Annotated in this window: 14 protein-coding genes; 7 read left to right on the top strand and 7 right to left on the bottom strand. The window is 64.3% G+C overall.

The genetic code is table 11. The features are described from left to right. The first annotated feature begins 11 nt into the window (after window positions 1-11). The 3 genes from VJZ71_10475 (at window position 12) to VJZ71_10465 (ending at window position 3,075) form a co-directional block, all read left to right on the top strand. Window positions 12-1,001, top strand: a complete 990-nt coding sequence (locus VJZ71_10475) for a dienelactone hydrolase family protein (protein ID HKQ48484.1) — start codon at window positions 12-14, stop codon at window positions 999-1,001. A gap of 41 nt (window positions 1,002-1,042) precedes the next feature. Continuing rightward, window positions 1,043-1,606 carry a hypothetical protein gene (locus tag VJZ71_10470; protein HKQ48483.1) on the top strand — a complete coding sequence of 188 codons (564 nt, stop codon included), beginning with the start codon at window positions 1,043-1,045 and terminating at the stop codon, window positions 1,604-1,606. A gap of 260 nt (window positions 1,607-1,866) precedes the next feature. Beyond that, window positions 1,867-3,075, top strand: a complete 1,209-nt coding sequence (locus VJZ71_10465) for a right-handed parallel beta-helix repeat-containing protein (protein HKQ48482.1) — start codon at window positions 1,867-1,869, stop codon at window positions 3,073-3,075. 18 nt (window positions 3,076-3,093) lie between these two features. Here VJZ71_10465 and VJZ71_10460 read toward each other — a convergent pair whose 3' ends face one another. Next, entirely contained in the window at window positions 3,094-3,426 is a 333-nt protein-coding gene (locus VJZ71_10460) for a DUF935 family protein (GenBank protein HKQ48481.1), read from the bottom strand. A gap of 251 nt (window positions 3,427-3,677) precedes the next feature. On the opposite strand from VJZ71_10460, the gene VJZ71_10455 reads away from it, so the two are divergent. Continuing rightward, entirely contained in the window at window positions 3,678-6,041 is a 2,364-nt protein-coding gene (locus tag VJZ71_10455; GenBank protein HKQ48480.1) for an FG-GAP repeat protein, read from the top strand. Window positions 6,042-6,070: 29 nt separating this feature from the next. On the opposite strand, the gene VJZ71_10450 is transcribed toward VJZ71_10455, so the two are convergent. Further along, window positions 6,071-7,408 (bottom strand): DUF935 family protein, encoded by a 1,338-nt coding sequence (locus VJZ71_10450; protein HKQ48479.1) that lies wholly within the window; start codon window positions 7,406-7,408, stop codon window positions 6,071-6,073. A 213-nt stretch (window positions 7,409-7,621) separates the two neighbouring features. Beyond that, entirely contained in the window at window positions 7,622-8,926 is a 1,305-nt protein-coding gene (locus VJZ71_10445) for a terminase family protein (protein HKQ48478.1), read from the bottom strand. Between the two features lie 375 nt (window positions 8,927-9,301). Here VJZ71_10445 and VJZ71_10440 point away from each other — a divergent pair, with 375 nt between their 5' ends. The 3 genes from VJZ71_10440 (at window position 9,302) to VJZ71_10430 (ending at window position 12,363) form a co-directional block, all read left to right on the top strand. Further along, window positions 9,302-10,570, top strand: coding sequence for a hypothetical protein (locus tag VJZ71_10440; protein ID HKQ48477.1), 1,269 nt, complete (start codon window positions 9,302-9,304; stop codon window positions 10,568-10,570). Between the two features lie 97 nt (window positions 10,571-10,667). Then, window positions 10,668-11,084: a hypothetical protein gene (locus tag VJZ71_10435; protein ID HKQ48476.1), complete on the top strand. Its 417-nt coding sequence runs from the start codon at window positions 10,668-10,670 to the stop codon at window positions 11,082-11,084. A 133-nt stretch (window positions 11,085-11,217) separates the two neighbouring features. Beyond that, window positions 11,218-12,363, top strand: a complete 1,146-nt coding sequence (locus tag VJZ71_10430) for a dockerin type I domain-containing protein (protein ID HKQ48475.1) — start codon at window positions 11,218-11,220, stop codon at window positions 12,361-12,363. 51 nt (window positions 12,364-12,414) lie between these two features. Here VJZ71_10430 and VJZ71_10425 read toward each other — a convergent pair whose 3' ends face one another. From VJZ71_10425 to VJZ71_10410, 4 genes are all read right to left on the bottom strand, one after another. Further along, complete coding sequence (locus VJZ71_10425) at window positions 12,415-14,367, bottom strand: hypothetical protein (protein HKQ48474.1); 1,953 nt, start codon at window positions 14,365-14,367, stop codon at window positions 12,415-12,417. 54 nt (window positions 14,368-14,421) lie between these two features. Then, a complete protein-coding gene (locus VJZ71_10420; protein ID HKQ48473.1) occupies window positions 14,422-14,778 on the bottom strand; it encodes a P-II family nitrogen regulator in 357 nt (118 codons plus the stop codon). A gap of 78 nt (window positions 14,779-14,856) precedes the next feature. Continuing rightward, complete coding sequence (locus VJZ71_10415; protein ID HKQ48472.1) at window positions 14,857-16,104, bottom strand: ammonium transporter; 1,248 nt, start codon at window positions 16,102-16,104, stop codon at window positions 14,857-14,859. Between the two features lie 33 nt (window positions 16,105-16,137). Continuing rightward, window positions 16,138-17,382 (bottom strand): thrombospondin type 3 repeat-containing protein, encoded by a 1,245-nt coding sequence (locus tag VJZ71_10410; GenBank protein HKQ48471.1) that lies wholly within the window; start codon window positions 17,380-17,382, stop codon window positions 16,138-16,140. Between the last annotated feature and the right edge of the window lie 14 nt (window positions 17,383-17,396).

Genomic DNA, 17,396 nt, shown 5'->3' with positions numbered 1-17,396 from the left:
GCAGGTGTCCAATGCATCGGCGATGGCCTGGATTACGCTCGATCGGGTGCGCACTGCCCCTGATCCTCACGGCGCAATGCGACCAGCCATTACCTTGTCAGAATGGTGCTGCCGAATCGTCGGGCAATCTCTCGCCGGGGCCCGTCTTTCAGGATTCGACGGACCCGTTCACGATCGGCGACCGAACTGTACGTTGCATCGACGTGCAACGATGTCAGGATGGCGCACCGGTGCCGCTGCTCATCCACACGCCGCAGGAGCCCGGCGACTATCCCGTCGTCGTCTTTCAGCACGGTTTCCTGGCCCGCAACTCGCAATATGATGTGATCCTCACCCATCTGGCCAGTCACGGTTTCGTCGTGATCGCGGCGCAAATGTACGAACCGGGACTGAGCCCGCTGATCGGCCAGCCCAGCGCGGCACAGGAAGCGGAATTGGCGGCGAGCGTCCTCGATTGGCTTCCGGCGAACCTGAGCAGGCTCGCCGGCGTTTCGGCACGGACCGATCTCCTCGGCCTGGCCGGTCATTCGCGCGGCGGTCGCGTCGTCTGGCGCGTGTTGGCGACGGACTCTTCCCGCGCGAAGGCCGTCGCCGGAGTGGATCCGGCGGATGGAGATCCGCTCCCCTTTGGCGATCCGACGCGGGTCATTCACGGCCCATTCCATTTCAGTCTACCGTCGCTGATCATCGGGGCGGGCGTGACCGGGGCATGTGCCCGCACGGAAATCAATCATGAGCAGTTTTACGCCGCCAGCGCATCGCCGGCATGGCACGTCGTGGCCACGGACTACGGGCACGTGGACATGCTCGACGAGGACGCGGTCGAGACCAATGCCCTCTACTGCGGCGCCGGCAGCACCCGGCGCGAGCCGATGCGCCGGCTCGTCGCCGGTCTCCTGACGGCGTTCTTTCGCGGCGCGTTGCAGGATGATCCGGGCGCGTTCTCAATTCTGACCGCCGCCGACGCCGCACCCGCGCGAATCACGACGGAATCGAAGTAATCCCTCCCGCTCGCGAGTTCATCAAGAGTGACGGCGCGGCGATGACCCATTTTCCCTGTTCCCTGTTCCCTTCTTTCACCGACAACAGCGAGGGCGTCTTTGTGACCATCGCCTCGGACGCCGACGCAGACGGCATCAACAACGACTTCGAAAATTGCGTGAGCGCGGCCAACTTCGACCAGACCGACACCGATGGCGACGGCGATGGCGACGCGTGCGACAACTGCCCGCCCGTCGCCAATGCGAATCAAGAGAACGGCGATGGCGACACCGCGGGCGACGCTTGCGACGAATGTCTCAGCGATCCCGACAAGTCGGCCCCCGGTCAGTGCGGCTGCGGCATCGCGGACACTGACACCGACTCCGACGCCACGGCCGACTGCAACGACGGTTGTTCCGATGATCCCGCCAAGATCGCACCGGGCGAATGCGGTTGTGGCGTCCCGGACGCCGATGCGAACGCCAACGGAACGCCGGACTGCAACGACCCCCCGCCCCCGCCGGCCGCGTGCGGAACATGCGCCGCAGGCGTCCTGCCGGGTACGCTGCTGAGCTTCTCGCTCATGCTGTGGACCCGCCGCCGACATTCAGCGCCTCGTCGATGATATGCCCCATCTAATCCGCGCTATTTGCGAAGAAGAACGTAAATCGCTTCAGGTTCGAGACTTGGGGGCAAGGAATGGCGGTTCGATTTACCCGACGACCGCAGGACCCGCCTACCAGGCTTTTCCAGCAACCTCCGGCAAGCAAATAAAAGCCGGAAATCAGAAAGGCGACCAATAAAGTCAAGTACAATCGCATGAAAGGGCCAGGGGTTGAGACGATCGATCGGAGGAGTCCCGGCTTTGGAAAAAAGGAGCAATTCATGTCATCCAGAAATCGAGTGTTTGCAATAGTCAATGTCCCGATCTGCGCCGCCATTCTTCTCACCGGTGCGTGGTTCGCCGGTGCCGGCGATCTGAACCCGCCAGCGGGCGCGGTCGCGCCGACTCACAAGACGCTGACCGAGGTGGAGCCGCGGACCGCGATCAACGCGACCAATACCGCCGGCGACGCCGACAGCCTCTACAAGATCACCGCGCCCGGCTCGTACTACATCACCGGCAACATCACGGGCGTTGCCTCCAAGCACGGCATCGAGATCGCCGCCAGCGGCGTCACCCTCGACCTCAACGGGTTTGATCTCGTGGGCGTCCCCGCGATGGGCGCGTTCGACGGCGTGAGCGCCACCGTGCCCAACCTGACCAACATCGCGGTGGTCAACGGTTCGGTCCGCTCCTGGGGCGGCGGCGGCGTTGACCTGGGGCCTCTTTCGACCAACTGCCGCGTGGCCGAGGTGCTCGCCAGCGGCAACACCGTCGATGGCATCCGCACCGGCAGCGACTGTACGATCACCAACTGCTCGGCGTCCTCCAACACGGCCGACGGCGTCACCACCGGCGACGGCTGCACGGTCTCGAACTGCTCGGTGTACCAGAACGCCGGCACCGGAATCTTCACCGGCGCCGGCTGCACGGTCTCGAACTGCTCGGCGTACCAGAACACCGGCGACGGCATCCGCACCTCCATCTCCAGCACGGTCTCGAGCTGCTCGGCGCACCGCAACACCGGCACCGGCATCAGCGTCAGCACCAGCAGCACGATCGCCAGCTGCTCGGCGGTTCAGAACACCGGCAGCGGCATCAGCGTCAGCACCGGCTCCACGGTCGCCGACTGCACCGCCCGAATCAACACCCTCGACGGCATCGTGTGCAATATCGCTTGCGTGATCCGCGGCAACACCTGCAGGGACAACGGCTTCAACGGGGACGGCGCGGGCATCCACGCCACCGGCGCCGACAACCGCATCGAGGGCAACAACTGCACCACCGCCGACCGCGGCATCGATGTGGACTTCGCCGGCAACATCATTGTCAAGAATACCTGCTCGGGGAACACCACGAACTGGGACATCGCCATCGGAAACGCCTTGGCGCCCATTGTTTCGGCAACGACCAATGCCGCGGCCGTCGCGGGTGACACGTACGCCGGCAGTCTCGGCTCAACCGACCCCAATGCAAACTTCACGTATTAGCCATAAAGAGTAAGATTCTCACTGGTGAGTCGCCTTACCGCGAAGAACCGCCTCCTCGCCGCCCGCCTCCGGGATCCCCAGCGTCGCATGGACCCAGCGCGCCGGAATGCGCGCCCCGAGTTGATTGACCGCCACGTCCAGCACCCGCGCCAGCTTCTCCGGCTCGAAGCGTTGATCCACGATCCGCCGGAAGTGCGGCACGGGCGCATCGGCGCCGAACTGCATCCGCACCATCGGCCCGAGCAAATCCCGCCGGATCGTCCGCGACTCCTTGGAGAGGTCGTCGTCGCGCAGGTCGCGCCGCACCTGGTCGTGCACCTTCGCCGCTCCCGCCGGCCGCATGCGGAACATGCGCAGCAGGCGTCTTGCCCGGTACGCTGCTGAGCCTTTCGCTCATGGTGTGGGGCCGCCGACGACGTTTAACGCCGCGTCGATGAGATGCACAATCAATAGCGGCCGACCTGCCGGTACTGCGCTGCCCGCGAGTCCCAATTTCAGCAAAAATAAGAGCCCAGGGGCCTTGAAACACTAGGCGCGGAGGGGGTGCGAACCGGTATAATGGACTTGCCGCTGGATTGCCTATTGGTGCGGGAGGACTCGTAATGAAATTGGCCGTTCTAATTGCCGTCGTGGACACTGCGCTCTTGGTTTGCTCCGCCGGCGCTCGGGCCCAAGCCCGCGCTGCCGAATCCGTCCCCGACGGTCTCTCGGCCACGGACTGGTCCTCCATCCGCGCGACGTACGACGCGAATCGTCACGCCGCCTTCCCCGTTGACGGCGGCTATCAGGCCCGCAATCCCGGTCAGCAGTGGCGGACGCGGTTCGATGGCCGCGGCTTAATCACCGCGCCCGATGCCGGCGGCTGGTCATGGGGATTGGAACTGGTGACTTACGGGCGCGAAGGGATCGAGCAGGCAGTCACGACTCCAGCCTCCGTCGAAGCCAAAGGTGGCCGCGTCGAGTACCAGTGGGATGCGTCATTGACCGAGTGGTACCTCAACGACCCGCGCGGCCTGGAGCACGGCTACACGGTGCATCAGCGCCCGGACGGCGGCGCGGGGGCGCTGCGCTTCACCCTGGCCGTGCGCGGCGGCCTCGATCCGCGCCTCAGCGTGGACGGTCGCAGCGTGACGTTCGTCGACACCGGCGGCGCAGCGGTCGTGAACTACACCGGCCTGACCGTCTTCGACGCCAGCGGTGCAATGCTGCCTGCGTGGTTCGAAGTCGGCGATTTCAATTCTCCATTCTCAATTCTTCATTCTCAATTCGTCCGAATCATTGTTGACGATTCGGACGCGATCTACCCCCTCACCATCGACCCCGTCGCCCAGCAGGCCTACCTCAAGGCCTCGAACACCGAGACATTCGACGGTTTCGGCGTCTCGGTGGCCGCATCGGGCGATACAGTGGTGGTCGGGGCGGATGGCGAAGACAGCAGCGCCACAGGCGTGAACGGCAACCAGGCGGACAACGGCGCGCTCGGTGCCGGCGCCGCCTACGTCTTCGTCCGCGACGCTGTTGGCGTATGGACCCAGCAGGCCTACCTCAAGGCATCCAACGCGGGGAACGGCGATCAATTTGGCTTTTCCGTGGCTGCGAGCGGCGACACGGTGGTGGTCGGGGCCATTCGGGAGGACAGCAACGCTACCGGCGTGAACGGCAATCAGGCCAACGAGAGCGCATCAACGTCTGGTGCGGCGTATGTCTTTGTCCGCAGCGGCACGTCCTGGAGCCAGCAGGCCTACCTCAAGGCATCGAACACGAATGCAATAGACTTCTTTGGCATTTTCGTGGCGGCGTTTGGCGACACCGTGTTGGTCGGGGCGGTTGGCGAAGACAGCAACGCCACGGGCGTGAACGGCAACCAGGCCGACAACAGCGCCACCGATTCCGGCGCGGCCTACGTCTTCGTCCGTAGCGGCACGACGTGGAGCCAGCAGGCGTACCTCAAGGCGTCGAACACGGAAGCAAGCGACCAATTTGGCGGTGTCGCCGCATCGGGCGATACGGTGGTGGTCACGGCGGGAACAGAGGACAGTAACGCCACGGGCATCAACGGCAATCAAGCCGATAACAGTGCAACGGATTCCGGCGCGGCCTATGTCTTTGTCCGCAACGTCACGACCTGGAGCCAGCAGGCCTACCTCAAGGCGTCGAATACTGATGCGAACGACCGATTCGGCGGCCGGATGGCTGTATCCGGTGACACGGTCGTAATCGGAGCGGACGCGGAGGACAGCAGCGCCACGGGCGTAAATGGAAATCAGTCGGACAACAGCGCAAGCGATGCCGGCGCCGCTTACGTTTTCGTCCGCGACTCTTTTGGCGTGTGGAGCCAGCAGGCCTATCTCAAGGCCTCGAACACTGGAGCGGGCGACCGATTCGGCATATCCTTCGGCGTGTCGGGCGATACGCTCGTCGTCGCGGCGCATCTCGAGGACAGTAGCTCCACAGGCATTGGGGGCAACCAGTCCAACAACAGTGCCACAGATTCCGGCGCGGCCTACCTCTTCGTCCGGAGCGGCACGACTTGGAGCCAGCAGGCCTATCTCAAGGCGCCGAACACGGGAGCGAACGACAGGTTTGGCAACTCGGTGGCGGTGTCGGGCAATACAGCGGTCATCGGAGCAAGTGCCGAGGACGGTGGCGCCCTGGGCCTGAACGGCGATTCGTGCGACAACAGTGCCGCGGACTCCGGCGCGGCCTACGTTTTCACAGGCCTCGGACCGCCGGACCTCGATGGCGACAGCGTGCCCGACGAGACGGACAACTGCGCGCTCGCTGCGAATTCCGACCAGACCGACGCCGACGGCGACGGGCTCGGCGACGTCTGCGACGTCTGCCCGGGCACGGAGGCCGGCCTGCCCGTCGACTCCTCCGGCCGCCCGCTCCGCGACTGCAACACCGACTGCCTGTACAACGCGGACGACATCCAGTGCCTCGTCGACGAGATGCTCAATCCATAGAGCCCTTCGCGTCGGCGCTTTTCGGCATTTCATTTCCCATCTGTGTCCATCTGCGCCATCTGCGGATTCGTCTTTGCCTTTTCCCCCGGCAGCACCGCCTCCTCCCCCGCCGCCTCCGGAATCCCCAGTGTCGCATGCACCCACCGCGCCGGGACCCGCGCCCCTAATTGATTCACCGCCACATCCAGCACCCGCGCCAGCTTCTCCGGCTCGAACCGCTGATCCACGATCCGCCGGAAGTGCGGCACCGGCGCGTCAGCCCCGAACTGCATCCGCACCATCGGCCCGAGCAAATCCCGCCGGATCGTCCGCGACTCCTTGGCCAGATCGTCGTCGCGCAGGTCGCGCCGCACCTGGTCGTGGACCTTCGCCGCCCCCGCGCTGGCCAGCATCCGCGCCGTGTCCGTCGTCAGCGTCTGGCCCAGCCACGCCTTGCTGATCTCGCGATCAAAATACAGGCACAGGTTCTCGTACAGGTTCACCTCCCCCGGCGTCCGCGACTGGATGATCTCCAGCTCGACCGCCTTCGAAAACACGCCGGTCGCATCCGCCCCGAGGCTCTTGAGCATCTCCAGGAGTTCGCGCTTCTCCTCCGGCGTCGCGTTCGGCGCATACCGCGCGATCCGCACGGGCATCCCGAAGACCTCCGCGAAGATCAGCCAGTCCTTGATGGCGAAGTGCTTGGCCAGATACGCCAGCGCCGTCACGCGCAGGAGACCTCCGCGCAGCGGATGGCCACTGGCCGCGTGCGGCGCATGCACGACGAACTTGTCCGGCGGCAGGGGCACCCCTTCGAACTTCGCCTCATCTGTCAGGATCCGCACCTCGCCGAAGTCGCCGACCGCCAGCCGCCCGAAGTCCACCGGTTGCAACGCGGCGAGTTGCAGCCCCGCGCTTGTCGCCTCCCAGACGAGTTCGACGAGCGCGATGTTCCGTCCGACGGCCAGCGACAGGTGCGCGAGCGATTCCTCAAAACCGGGCAGCGATCGCAGGATTTCATCGCAATACGCCGCCGCCGCATCGGCCAACCCGCGATCGCCCGCCACGCTCCGCGCCGCGCCCCAGCCGGGCATCTGCGTCGCTGAGACGATCTCCCACGGCAACCCGGTCACCGCCAAGCGCCGCGTATTCGCCACGCTGAACAGGTGCGCATCCTTCTCCTCCATCTGCTCGAAGAGCGCCATCTGCGCCGACAGCGACCCCGCATCCGCCTCGCGAAAGATCGCCACCAGCCGCTGCGGCGTCAGCCCATCCGCCGGATACTCCCGCCAGACATCCTCCCGCCGCCGCTTGAGCAACACGCCCGTCTGCGGCTTCTTCCCACTCGCCCGCCGTACCGCATTCACAATCCTGTCGAGTACTTTCATCGCATATCACTCCACGAATTAATCTCACTAAAGTTCACCACAGAGGCACCGAGACACAGAGAAACGACAAACGGGTGGGTCTCTTATCAACAAGCCTATATTCCGTACTTCCAGTCCTCTCTGTGTCTCTGCGCCTCTGTGGTGAATCTTCCTTTGCCAACCCAGCGTTTTGACTTTTCCCTTTCCATCTGCGCCATCTGTGGATTCGTCCTCTCAAAACACTCCGGCGCGCGCAAACCTCAGTCGCCCCGCCGAAACATACCCAACCTCCCCGCCCGCCCCATCCGCCGCGTGCAATCCCAGCGCCGCCGCCCAGAACCGATCCGCATGACCGCCCGGCGTCCGATCCGCGTCGAAGCGCACATTCCCGCCGGTCACAATCCGCGACATCGAGTGCCAGTCGTTCACGATCGCGTCATCGACGGGGATGGAGAGGTGCCCGCGCTCCGCCAGGACCCGCAAGCGGCCCGCCAGTTCGCTCTTGAGCGCCGCCGTGAACGACACACCCTCGACGCGATGCTCGCCGAACGAGGCCGCCAGGCGCTCGGCAAGCTGCATTCCCAGCCCCGTCGCATCGATGCAGCAGCGGCGCAGCCCGCGCGACTTGAGCAACTCGGCCAGCACCGCCTCCTGCTCCGCGAACGGCGCCGCCTGCATCACAATGACGCCGCGCGTAAAGAAGGACTCGACCTGCCGCTCCCAAAGCCAGATGACCGTCAAATCGCGATGCCGGCCAACATCGACGCCCGCATAGATCGCCGCCCCGCGCCGCGCGAGCGCCCGCGCATCCACCTCCGTCGACAGCCGCACGTCGTGGCACTTGCGGATGAGTTCGTACGTCATGAAGCTCGTCGCCTCGTCCGCGAACTCGCAGCAGAACTCCTGCCGCCACGTCAGATCGTCCGCGATCCCCTTGCGCAGCGCGGCGATATCGACCTCCAGCCCACCCGCGACCGCCGCCTCCAGCGTCATCGTCCCGCGCTCGAAGGCGTCGTTCTCCGCCAGCCGATGGAACATGTTCTTCTGCCCGCGCGGCGTGGACGCAACATCCAGCTCGCCCTTGGCCCGCAGCACGCTCGGATACAGCGCCGCCCAGATCGCCTCGTCGTCCCGGTGCATCGCGAACTCGTCGAGAAAAATGTCGCCCGAGTATCCCCGCGCCGTCAGCGGATTGGCCGGCAGACCGATGATCCGCACCTTGCCCGGCAGGCGGATCTCCAGCTGGCGAAACCGCGTCCCCCGGAAGTAGCCGCGATCGTGCCACTCGTGCCAGATCTTGAGCGTGACACAGTGCAAGCGCGTCTTCTCCATCACTTCCCGGCTCTGCCGCTCGCCAGCCGAGAGAAAGATTTGCGTCCGCTTCCGCGCCAACCCGCGCACCAACCGCCGCAGGCTGAACGTAAAGCTCTTGCCGGTCTGCCGCGCCCAGCAGTTCCAGGTAAAACGCGCCGGGCAATTCACCGCGGCATCCTGATACGCAAGCAGATTGAGCGCCGCGAGTTCCGTCTTATTCCGCATTCCGAATTCCGCATTCCGCATTGGGCGAGGGTCCGATCGCGCGTAGGCTTCAGTAGCCCGACGGCACAACCGCGCCTTCTCCCCCTTTCCTTTTTTCACCCCCTACTCGTGCTCAGCGCTCCCTCTAATCCACGATTCCAGCACAAAGGAAACCTAACCCGCTTATCTGCCCCCACTTGGAGTCGAAGGTCCGCCCAGGCAAGCCCTTATCGATGCTCTCTTCCAGATTCCGGTCGTGTATCCCGGCGTTCAAAAAACGCATGGAAACAGGCGGCCCAAAGGCGGGTGCCGACCGTTGGCCGAACCCGTCCCAGCGGCCGAGTCGGGCAAACCCATTTGGGGACAGGTCGACGAACCGCGACCGGAGTACGAAAGATGAATCAGTTTTCAACACGACGAAGTCATTGTGCGCTACGCTGTGGACTGGCGGCGGCGTTGATCGCCGCGACGGCCGAGGGCGTCAGCGCCCAGTGGACGGTCACCAACCTCCACCCTGCTGGGACATTGCGGTCCGGAGGCTTCGGCGTGGGCAGCGGCCAGCAGGTGGGCTATGCCCAAGTGGGTCCCACGGTTGGGCATTCTCGCGCCAGCCTGTGGAGCGGGTCGGCCGCATCGTGGGTGAATCTGCACCCCACCGGAATGGGTTACTCGCTCGGTCGCGGCGCGGACGGCGGCCAGCAGGTCGGTGAATACTATCCGGCCGGCTTTCCGCGCGCCGCCATGTGGACCGGCACCGCAGCCTCGTACGTGGACCTGCACCCCGCCGGGCCGAGTCAGTCGAGTGCTTTCGGCGTGGGCGGCGGCCAGCAAGTCGGAAGGACCTACGCAGGCTATTATCGCGCCGCACTGTGGAGCGGCTCCGCCGCCTCGTGGGTAGACCTGAACCCTCCTCCCACCGGGGGATATACACATGTGTCGGAAGCCTACGCCGTGAGTGGTGGCCAGCAGGTGGGGTATGTCATCAACGTGGGCGGCGTTCAAAGCGCCAGCCTGTGGAGTGGCTCGGCGGCCTCTTGGGTAAATCTGCACCCGACCGCAGTGGTGTCGGACACTTCGCAGGCCTTCGGCACCGACGGGCTGCAGCAGGTGGGCATCGCCCGAACCAACGCGACCACCGTCGTCAACGCCAGCCTGTGGAGCGGCACGGCCGCCTCGTGGGTGAGCCTGAACCCCGCCGGAGTGACCGCAGGGAGCGCCAACGCCGTGCATGACGGTCAGCAAGTGGGCCGGGTAACTGTGGACGGAGCTTCGCATGCCAGCTTCTGGTCCGGCACCGCCGCTTCGTGGGTGGATCTACACACCTTCCTTCCAGCGGGAGGATTCGCATACTCCGAGGCAACTGGCATCTCCCACGTTGGCGGCATCACCTACGTGGTCGGCTTCGGGTTCAATGGCGCGACCCAGCGCGAAGAAGCGCTGATGTGGGTCGCGGAGGCGCCTGAATGCTGCACCGGAGATTTCGACGGCAACAACGCCGTCACGGATGCAGACACATCCGACTTTGTCGATGCGCTTCTGGTCGGCGACCCCTGCCCGGCCCCGCCCGCCTGTTGCCCGAGCGACTTCAACTCCGACGGACTGATCGACGGCTCCGACATGCCCGGCTTCCTCACCAAACTACTCGGCGGCGGCGCATGCCCCTGACCGTTCCTTCGCTCATCCTTCACACGCACTCCGCCGCGCTTTAGACTGGCTCCTCGCCGCCCGTGGCCCATTTGACTACATCGAGGAGAAACCCCTTATGAAAACCGCCCGATTGATTCGAGCGTCCGCCGTCCTAAGCGTGCTTCTGATCGCCGGGTGCGATACCGTCGTCATCATGCTTAACAGCAGTTCCAGTGGCGTTTTCCTCCTGGCCCCCGGCGAAGAGGCGGGCTTCGTCGACTTGTTGGAGCCCGGCAACAGAAGAGAGGCCGAGGTGGCCCCGGGCCTGACGACCTTCACGGCGCTCAACGAAGATGGACAGGTCCTCGACACGCAGGAATGCACCGTCCCCCCGGCCGACGAGGGCCCCACGGTCTCTCCTGAAACCCTCGTCGTCACTTGGACCGGAAGCGAGATCACCTGCGAACTCGTCTCCATCGATCCCGAATCCGCCGGTGGCGGCACCGCAGGCCGCTTCATCCCGCGCGGCATCTTCTGGCCGCCTTCGCCATGACGAACCGACGCCTTTCGCGCAAAGCTCGGCCGCGCCCAGGAAGTTCGCAGACTGCTCCAGAATATGGCCCGGAAACGGATACTAGACGACGAAATTCGCCCGCCGCTATACTGCCCGCCCGGGAGACGGAAGCATGCTCGGGCGACTCCTCGGGGCCATATTCATACTGGCATCGATTGCACCCGCCGGGGCGCAGGAGGGCCCCCTCTACGCCAGCCGCCCGACGCAAATCCTCAAGCTGACCGACCTCAACGCCGACGGGGACTTTCTCGATTTCGCCGAGATCGCAGAGTACGCCGCCGGTCTGCCCGCGGGCTTGGGGGCAATCGTCAACAGCGGAGACGACCTGTATGTCGTCGACGGTCCCACGGCATCCATCTATCGTCTTCGCGATCTGAACGCCGACGGCGACGCCTTGGACTTCGCCGAGGTTCTCCTCTACGCGCAGCTCGTCGTCCAACCAACGCCGTCGCTCGTGGGCCTGGCCCTCGACACCGAAGGTGGACTTTTCACTCTGGACTCGGCCAGCGCCTCGCTCTATCGCGCCGCGGACCTGAACGCCGACGGCGACGCCCTCGACGCGAACGAGTTCATGCAGATTGCGACCGGTTTGAGCAGTCCCGCCGCGATTGCCCTGCGACCTGATGGCCGCTTCCTCGCCGCCCTCAACAACGCCACGACTCCCATTCGCATCCTTCGCGACCTCACCGCGGACGGCGATTACTTCGACTTCGCCGAGAACATCAGCTACGCCGAGGATGTCCCGGCCGGCAGCGACCTCGTCGCCGTCGACGATCATCTCGCGTACTTCTCGCGAACAACTGAAGGCCGCCTAATGAAGCTTCACGATTGGACCGGCGACGATGACGTACTCGACTTCGCCGAAATCCTCCCGTTCGCCGAGGGGTTGCCCTCCCCCGCGCGGCTCGCCCTGGAAGGCGCAAACGGTCTCTTCGTCGCCTGCCAGAACCCGGGCGGTTCACTTTATCTTCTTCGCGATCTCAACGCCGACGGAGACGCCCTCGATTTTGCCGAAGCGATCATCGTGGCGGAGAGCCTGACCCAAGTTGGGGGTCTCACCTACGTTTCCCCGCCCATCGCCGCCTGTCTCAAAGGCGACGCGGACGGTAACGACGCCGTCAACACCGCAGACATCACTCCAATGGTCAACATCCTTCTCGGAACCGTCGTCCCCGCCGACCCCTGCCCCGCCGACACGAATAGCGACGGCCAACTGAATGGCCTCGACGTCCGCGCCTTCGTCGACATTATTCTGTAACTGGGTGGCACGGTCTGACAGCAGTCAGGCCGTGGCTACTGCCGCGCCACGCTAATCCTCTGATTTTGGAGTCGGACCGCACGGATACCCAATGCGAGTAATCGTCACGATCTTGCTGGGATCCCTGCGGAGATCAAGTTCCAAGCCGTGAACAACTGTAGTTCCCGGCTCCACACACGCCATTTCGACGTCCACCAATTCGGGGCCTTCCGACGTACACTCAAATTGGAACTTAGTGTCACCGCGCGCAACTTCGGAGGAGTCCTCAGACGCCCGAACAACGATGTGGACAGGACGATTAGCACAGACATGAAGATGCCATCCACCCGGCAAAAGTGTTAAACCGCGAACGACCGCCGGCGACGTCGGCGTGATGTCCACCACCACTTCTCCGGGCTTCCATACATACGCGACCGCTTCGGCTCCGACGTCAAACAAGTACGATGGAACATAAATGAAGTTGTCTCGCGCGATCATCCCAATCCCAAGCGGATCGCCATGCTTGCGCACCCAAATCTTCGAACGCACCGTGTACGGTCGTCGCCCTTCGAAGGTCACGAGCTTGTATTGCTCCGCGAACTCCGGCAGCGCTTGCATCTGCCGCCCGCTCAAATAAACCGCCTTCTCCCGACCGTGCGGACTCCAGAAGATGACCAGATCAGGCCTTCGCCCCAGAACATACGCGCCGTCGCCCAGTTCATGTCCGATGTACCCCTTTCCAACATCCTCCGGGCGATGCCGCGCAATGTGCGCATCATTCAGCCCGAGCATGTCAATCGCCGGAAGCTGCGACCAATACGGCACCGACCCCGCGGCATCGACCGCCAGGAGCGGCCGCCGAGTGCCGAAAGAATCCTTCAGCATCCAGCCGACCACCTGCCCGTCCCACTCGCTCTGATTGACGAGCACGCTTCGGTTGCGCTCGTCGCGGTTCTGATGATAAAGAAACAACGCGAACACAGCGGTCGCGCCAAGCGCCAGCAGGCCGCGCCCTCGAACCGTCGGAAATCGCCGTTCAATCTCCGCAAGCCCCTCGGCAATGACTATCACCATCACGACGATGATGGGAATCCATCCGCGCCACGACCGAAAAATGTCCCCCCCAACGGCTACGAGATAAAGCGCCCACGCCGCGCCCGCCAGACACGGAACGACAAACCGCGGTCGCGTCGCCGTTCGCCAAAGTCCCCACCCCGCCGCCGCCACCACGAGTAACGACACCGGCATCAGCGCCCAGAATCCCGCGGTCACGTAATCCAGCCCCTCCCGGATGTGTCGGGCGGAGAATGTAATCTTGACGAGCGCCGGGTTGGGAACCCAGTTGCCGTAATAAGCAACGCGAAAAATCTGCTGTCCGACGACGCAGACCGCGGCCCCCGCAACCAGAATCGTCGCCGCTTTCAGTTCCGCCCGTCCAACGCCACGCACCAGGAAGAATCCGGCGACAATGGCCGCCACCAAAACCGGCGAGTCCGGTCGCGTCAGGCAGAGCAGCCCCAGGAGAATAGCCGGAACGAACATCGAGCGCGGCGTAACGTGCGGCCGTGTCACTCGGTGACTGACGAGCACTAGCGACCACGCCAGCAAAAACGCGACGAGCGGCTGCTCCAGTCCGCCGATCGACCACGCCGCGACCGGCACGGCCAAAGCCAGCGTCAGCGCGCCGATCAGGTTCGCAATAGGAAAGGGCCGCCTTGACTTACCAAAAAAGAAAACAGCCGCCGCCGCGCCGAGCGTCAACAGAAAACCAAGCGCCCGCGCCGCCGTGACTAGATCGACACCGAGGAATCCAAGCGCGGAAATGAGCAGTATCCACAGCAGATTGGAATACCCTTCGACCGGCGGCTCGCCCCAGGTCAATCCCTCGCCGTTGAGGAAGCGCTGTGCATAGCGTAAGGAAATGAACGCGTCATCCTGAAAAAGCGGAAGGTATCGCCGGCAGTGCAGCCACAGGACCACGGTGACCAGTATCAACGCCGCAGCCCGTTGGACGCTGTTTTTCATTTTGAGATTTTGACTTGCAGTTTACCCGCCTGGGCGGAACGTTTTGACTTTTTCCTAGATCGCCTTCCCCCCGCGCTCGCCCGTCCGAATGCGCACGCACTCCTCCAGCGGCACGACGAAGATCTTCCCGTCGCCCACTTCGCCTTTGCCGCTCCGCGCCCCCATCACGATCGCATCGATGGTCCGTTCCACGTAGGCGTCGTTCACCCCGATCGTGATCTGCGTCTTGCGCACCATCGGCGCCCGCACCTCCTGCCCCCGAAAGTACTCCACTTCCCCCTGCTGCTGCCCGTGACCCTCCACCGGCGTGATCGTCATCCGATAGTTGTCCCCCTCATCCAGCGCCGCGCGCAATGCCGCCTGCACCGACTCCAACTGCTCCGGTCGTATGATGGCAATGATCAGTTTCATACAGTGTGGTACCGGCTAATAGGCTAATATTCTCGGCTCCCGTTCTTTACTTCGCTATTCGCCATTCGCTATTCGCAATTAATAATGATATCCCCGCTCACCATGAACCATGATATCCAGTCCATCCCGCTCCTGTTGATCCGTGCACCTCAGCCCTATCGTCGCCTTGAGCGCGCCGCCGATGATGAGTGTCCCCACAAATGCATACGCCGCCGCCGCGACCACCCCCAGCGCCTGTAATCCGAATTGCCCCGCATTGCCGTCGATGAGCCCCTTCACCGGAATCGTGCAGAAAATCCCTGTCGCCAGCGCGCCCCAAATGCCGCCCACTCCGTGCACGCCAAACGCATCGAGTGAGTCATCGTAACCCAGCCGTCCTTTGAGTTGCACGGCCCCGTAGCACAACAGCGAAGCGACCGCCCCAATCACCAGCGCCGCCACCGGCTCCACGTGCCCCGCCGCCGGCGTAATCGCCACCAGCCCCGCAATGATCCCCGAAGCCACGCCCAGGCTCGTCGCCTTCCCCCGATGCCACCACTCAATCACCAGCCACGCCAGCGCCGCCGCCGCCGCCGCCGTCTGCGTCGTCGTGAACGCCAGCGTCGCGACATCCCCCGCCGCCACCGCGCTGCCCGCGTTGAACCCGAACCAGCCAAACCACAGCAGCCCCGCCCCGGTCAGCGTCAACACCAGGCTGTTGGGCAGAATCGCCCCGCGCGGATAGTCACGCCGGTTGCCCATGAGCAGAATCAACGCCAGCGCCGACACCCCGGCGGTGATATGCACGACCGTCCCGCCCGCGAAATCCAGCACGCCCTTTTGAAAGAGCCACCCGCCCGGCGCCCAAACCCAATGCGCCACCGGATCATAAATGAGCGTTGACCAGAGCAGGATGAACACAATGTAGCTGGAAAACTTCACCCGCTCGGCGACCGCCCCGCTGATCAGCGCCGGCGTGATGATCGCGAATTTCCCCTGGAACATAACGAACAGCAGCGTTGGGATGCCCTTGTCCGCGTACAGGTCCGTATGCGAAATACCGCGCAGGAATAAGGCGTCGCGATCCCATCCCCAAACCCCGCCAATATCCTGGCCGAACGAAATGGCATAGCCGAACGCGATCCACTGCACCCCGATGACCGCCATGGCCACGAAGCTGTGCATCATCGTGGTCAGGACATTCTTCTGCCGGACCATGCCCCCGTAAAAGAGCGCCAGCCCCGGCACCATCAAGAGCACCAGCGCCGAGCTGCACAACATCCACGCCGTGCTGCCGGAATCCAACGCCGGCGGACTCGTTTGAGCCAGGAAATTCGACCACGCCATGGCGCGGACTATACCGAACTCGCCGCGTCGAGGCTATCGCCGTAGGGCAGGTCGAGTCTTCGAGACCCGCCGCCGCATCCCTCGTAGCGCCAATGGCACAAAAAGAACCGAGAGCATCACCCCCGGCGCGCAAATCCCGCACGCAGGCTCCCCCATCTCGCAGACATCCCCGATCCCATCCGCATCAGAATCCGCCTGGTCGGCATTGAACGTAGCCGTACAGTTGTCGCACGCATCGCCCTTCCCGTCCCCATCGCCATCCGTTTGATCGGCGTTGAACACGCTCGGACAATTGTCGCAGGCGTCACCCTTGCCATCGCCATCGGTATCCGCCTGGTCCGAATTGAAAACGATGGGGCAATTGTCGGCGCCGTTGGGTGTGCCGTCGCCGTCGTTATCGAAGGCGAGGTTATCGCACACGCTTCCCACGCCATTGCCGTCGCTGTCGATCTGATCGGTATTGGGGACGAAGCGGCAGTTGTCGGCGCTGTCGGGCACGCCGTCGCCGTCTCCGTCATTGTCGAAGATCAGGAATCTCGGCCCATTCAGCCCGCCGCTGCCGGTCGGGACAAACGCGTCGATGAATGTGCCGGTCGCGCCGTTGTAGCGCAGGACGCTGACGGTGTCCGCACTGACGACGTACAGGTTGCCGTCCGGGCCGAAGACCAGGCCGCGGGGCGAATCCAGCCCGCCGGAGGCGGCCGGCACGAAGGCGTCGATGAGGGCACCGCTCACGCCGTTGTAGCGCAGGACATTGTTGCTGTTTTGACTCCCGACGTATAGGTTGCCGTCCGGGCCGAAGACCAGGCCGTAGGGCCCTTTCAGCCCGCCGGAGCCGGCCAACACGAAGGCGTCGATGAAGGCGCTGGTTGCGCCGTTATAGCGCAGGATGCTGTCGGTACCGGCACTGCTGACGTAAAGGTTGCCGTCCGGGCCGAAGACCAGGCCGATGGGCACATTCAGCCCACCGCCGCCGGCCGGCACGAAGGCGTCGATGAAGGCGCCGGTCGCGCCGTCGTAACGCAGGACGCTGTCCGTAATTATACTGCTGACATACAGGTTGCCGTCCGGGCCGAAGACCAGGCCGAAGGGCCCATTCAGCCCGCCGGAGGCGGTGGGGACAAGGGCGTCGCTGAATGCGCCGGTCGCGCCGTCGTAGCGCAGGACCTGGTCAGTGTTGTTACTGCTGACGAGCAGCCGGACCGGCTGGGCCGTGACGCCGGACCCTGCGCTGAACACCAGAACTGCCGCCCACGCGAGGGCACGTCTGCTACGCATTCCAGAAACGCGAT

Source organism: Phycisphaerae bacterium (assembly GCA_035275405.1).
GTDB lineage: Bacteria > Planctomycetota > Phycisphaerae > UBA1845 > UTPLA1 > DATEMU01.
The sequence above is the reverse complement of the archived record's forward strand: the minus strand, read 5'-3'. Positions and strand labels throughout refer to the sequence as shown.

Bases quoted from the DNA above. Each gene is read 5' to 3' on its own strand.
- VJZ71_10475 (HKQ48484.1), top strand. From the start codon at position 12: ATGCATCGGCGATGGCCTGGATTACGCTCGATCGGGTGCGCACTGCCC.
- VJZ71_10470 (HKQ48483.1), top strand. From the start codon at position 1,043: ATGACCCATTTTCCCTGTTCCCTGTTCCCTTCTTTCACCGACAACAGC.
- VJZ71_10465 (HKQ48482.1), top strand. From the start codon at position 1,867: ATGTCATCCAGAAATCGAGTGTTTGCAATAGTCAATGTCCCGATCTGC.
- VJZ71_10460 (HKQ48481.1), bottom strand. From the start codon at position 3,426: ATGTTCCGCATGCGGCCGGCGGGAGCGGCGAAGGTGCACGACCAGGTG.
- VJZ71_10455 (HKQ48480.1), top strand. From the start codon at position 3,678: ATGAAATTGGCCGTTCTAATTGCCGTCGTGGACACTGCGCTCTTGGTT.
- VJZ71_10450 (HKQ48479.1), bottom strand. From the start codon at position 7,408: ATGAAAGTACTCGACAGGATTGTGAATGCGGTACGGCGGGCGAGTGGG.
- VJZ71_10445 (HKQ48478.1), bottom strand. From the start codon at position 8,926: ATGCGGAATAAGACGGAACTCGCGGCGCTCAATCTGCTTGCGTATCAG.
- VJZ71_10440 (HKQ48477.1), top strand. From the start codon at position 9,302: ATGAATCAGTTTTCAACACGACGAAGTCATTGTGCGCTACGCTGTGGA.
- VJZ71_10435 (HKQ48476.1), top strand. From the start codon at position 10,668: ATGAAAACCGCCCGATTGATTCGAGCGTCCGCCGTCCTAAGCGTGCTT.
- VJZ71_10430 (HKQ48475.1), top strand. From the start codon at position 11,218: ATGCTCGGGCGACTCCTCGGGGCCATATTCATACTGGCATCGATTGCA.
- VJZ71_10425 (HKQ48474.1), bottom strand. From the start codon at position 14,367: ATGAAAAACAGCGTCCAACGGGCTGCGGCGTTGATACTGGTCACCGTG.
- VJZ71_10420 (HKQ48473.1), bottom strand. From the start codon at position 14,778: ATGAAACTGATCATTGCCATCATACGACCGGAGCAGTTGGAGTCGGTG.
- VJZ71_10415 (HKQ48472.1), bottom strand. From the start codon at position 16,104: ATGGCGTGGTCGAATTTCCTGGCTCAAACGAGTCCGCCGGCGTTGGAT.
- VJZ71_10410 (HKQ48471.1), bottom strand. From the start codon at position 17,382: ATGCGTAGCAGACGTGCCCTCGCGTGGGCGGCAGTTCTGGTGTTCAGC.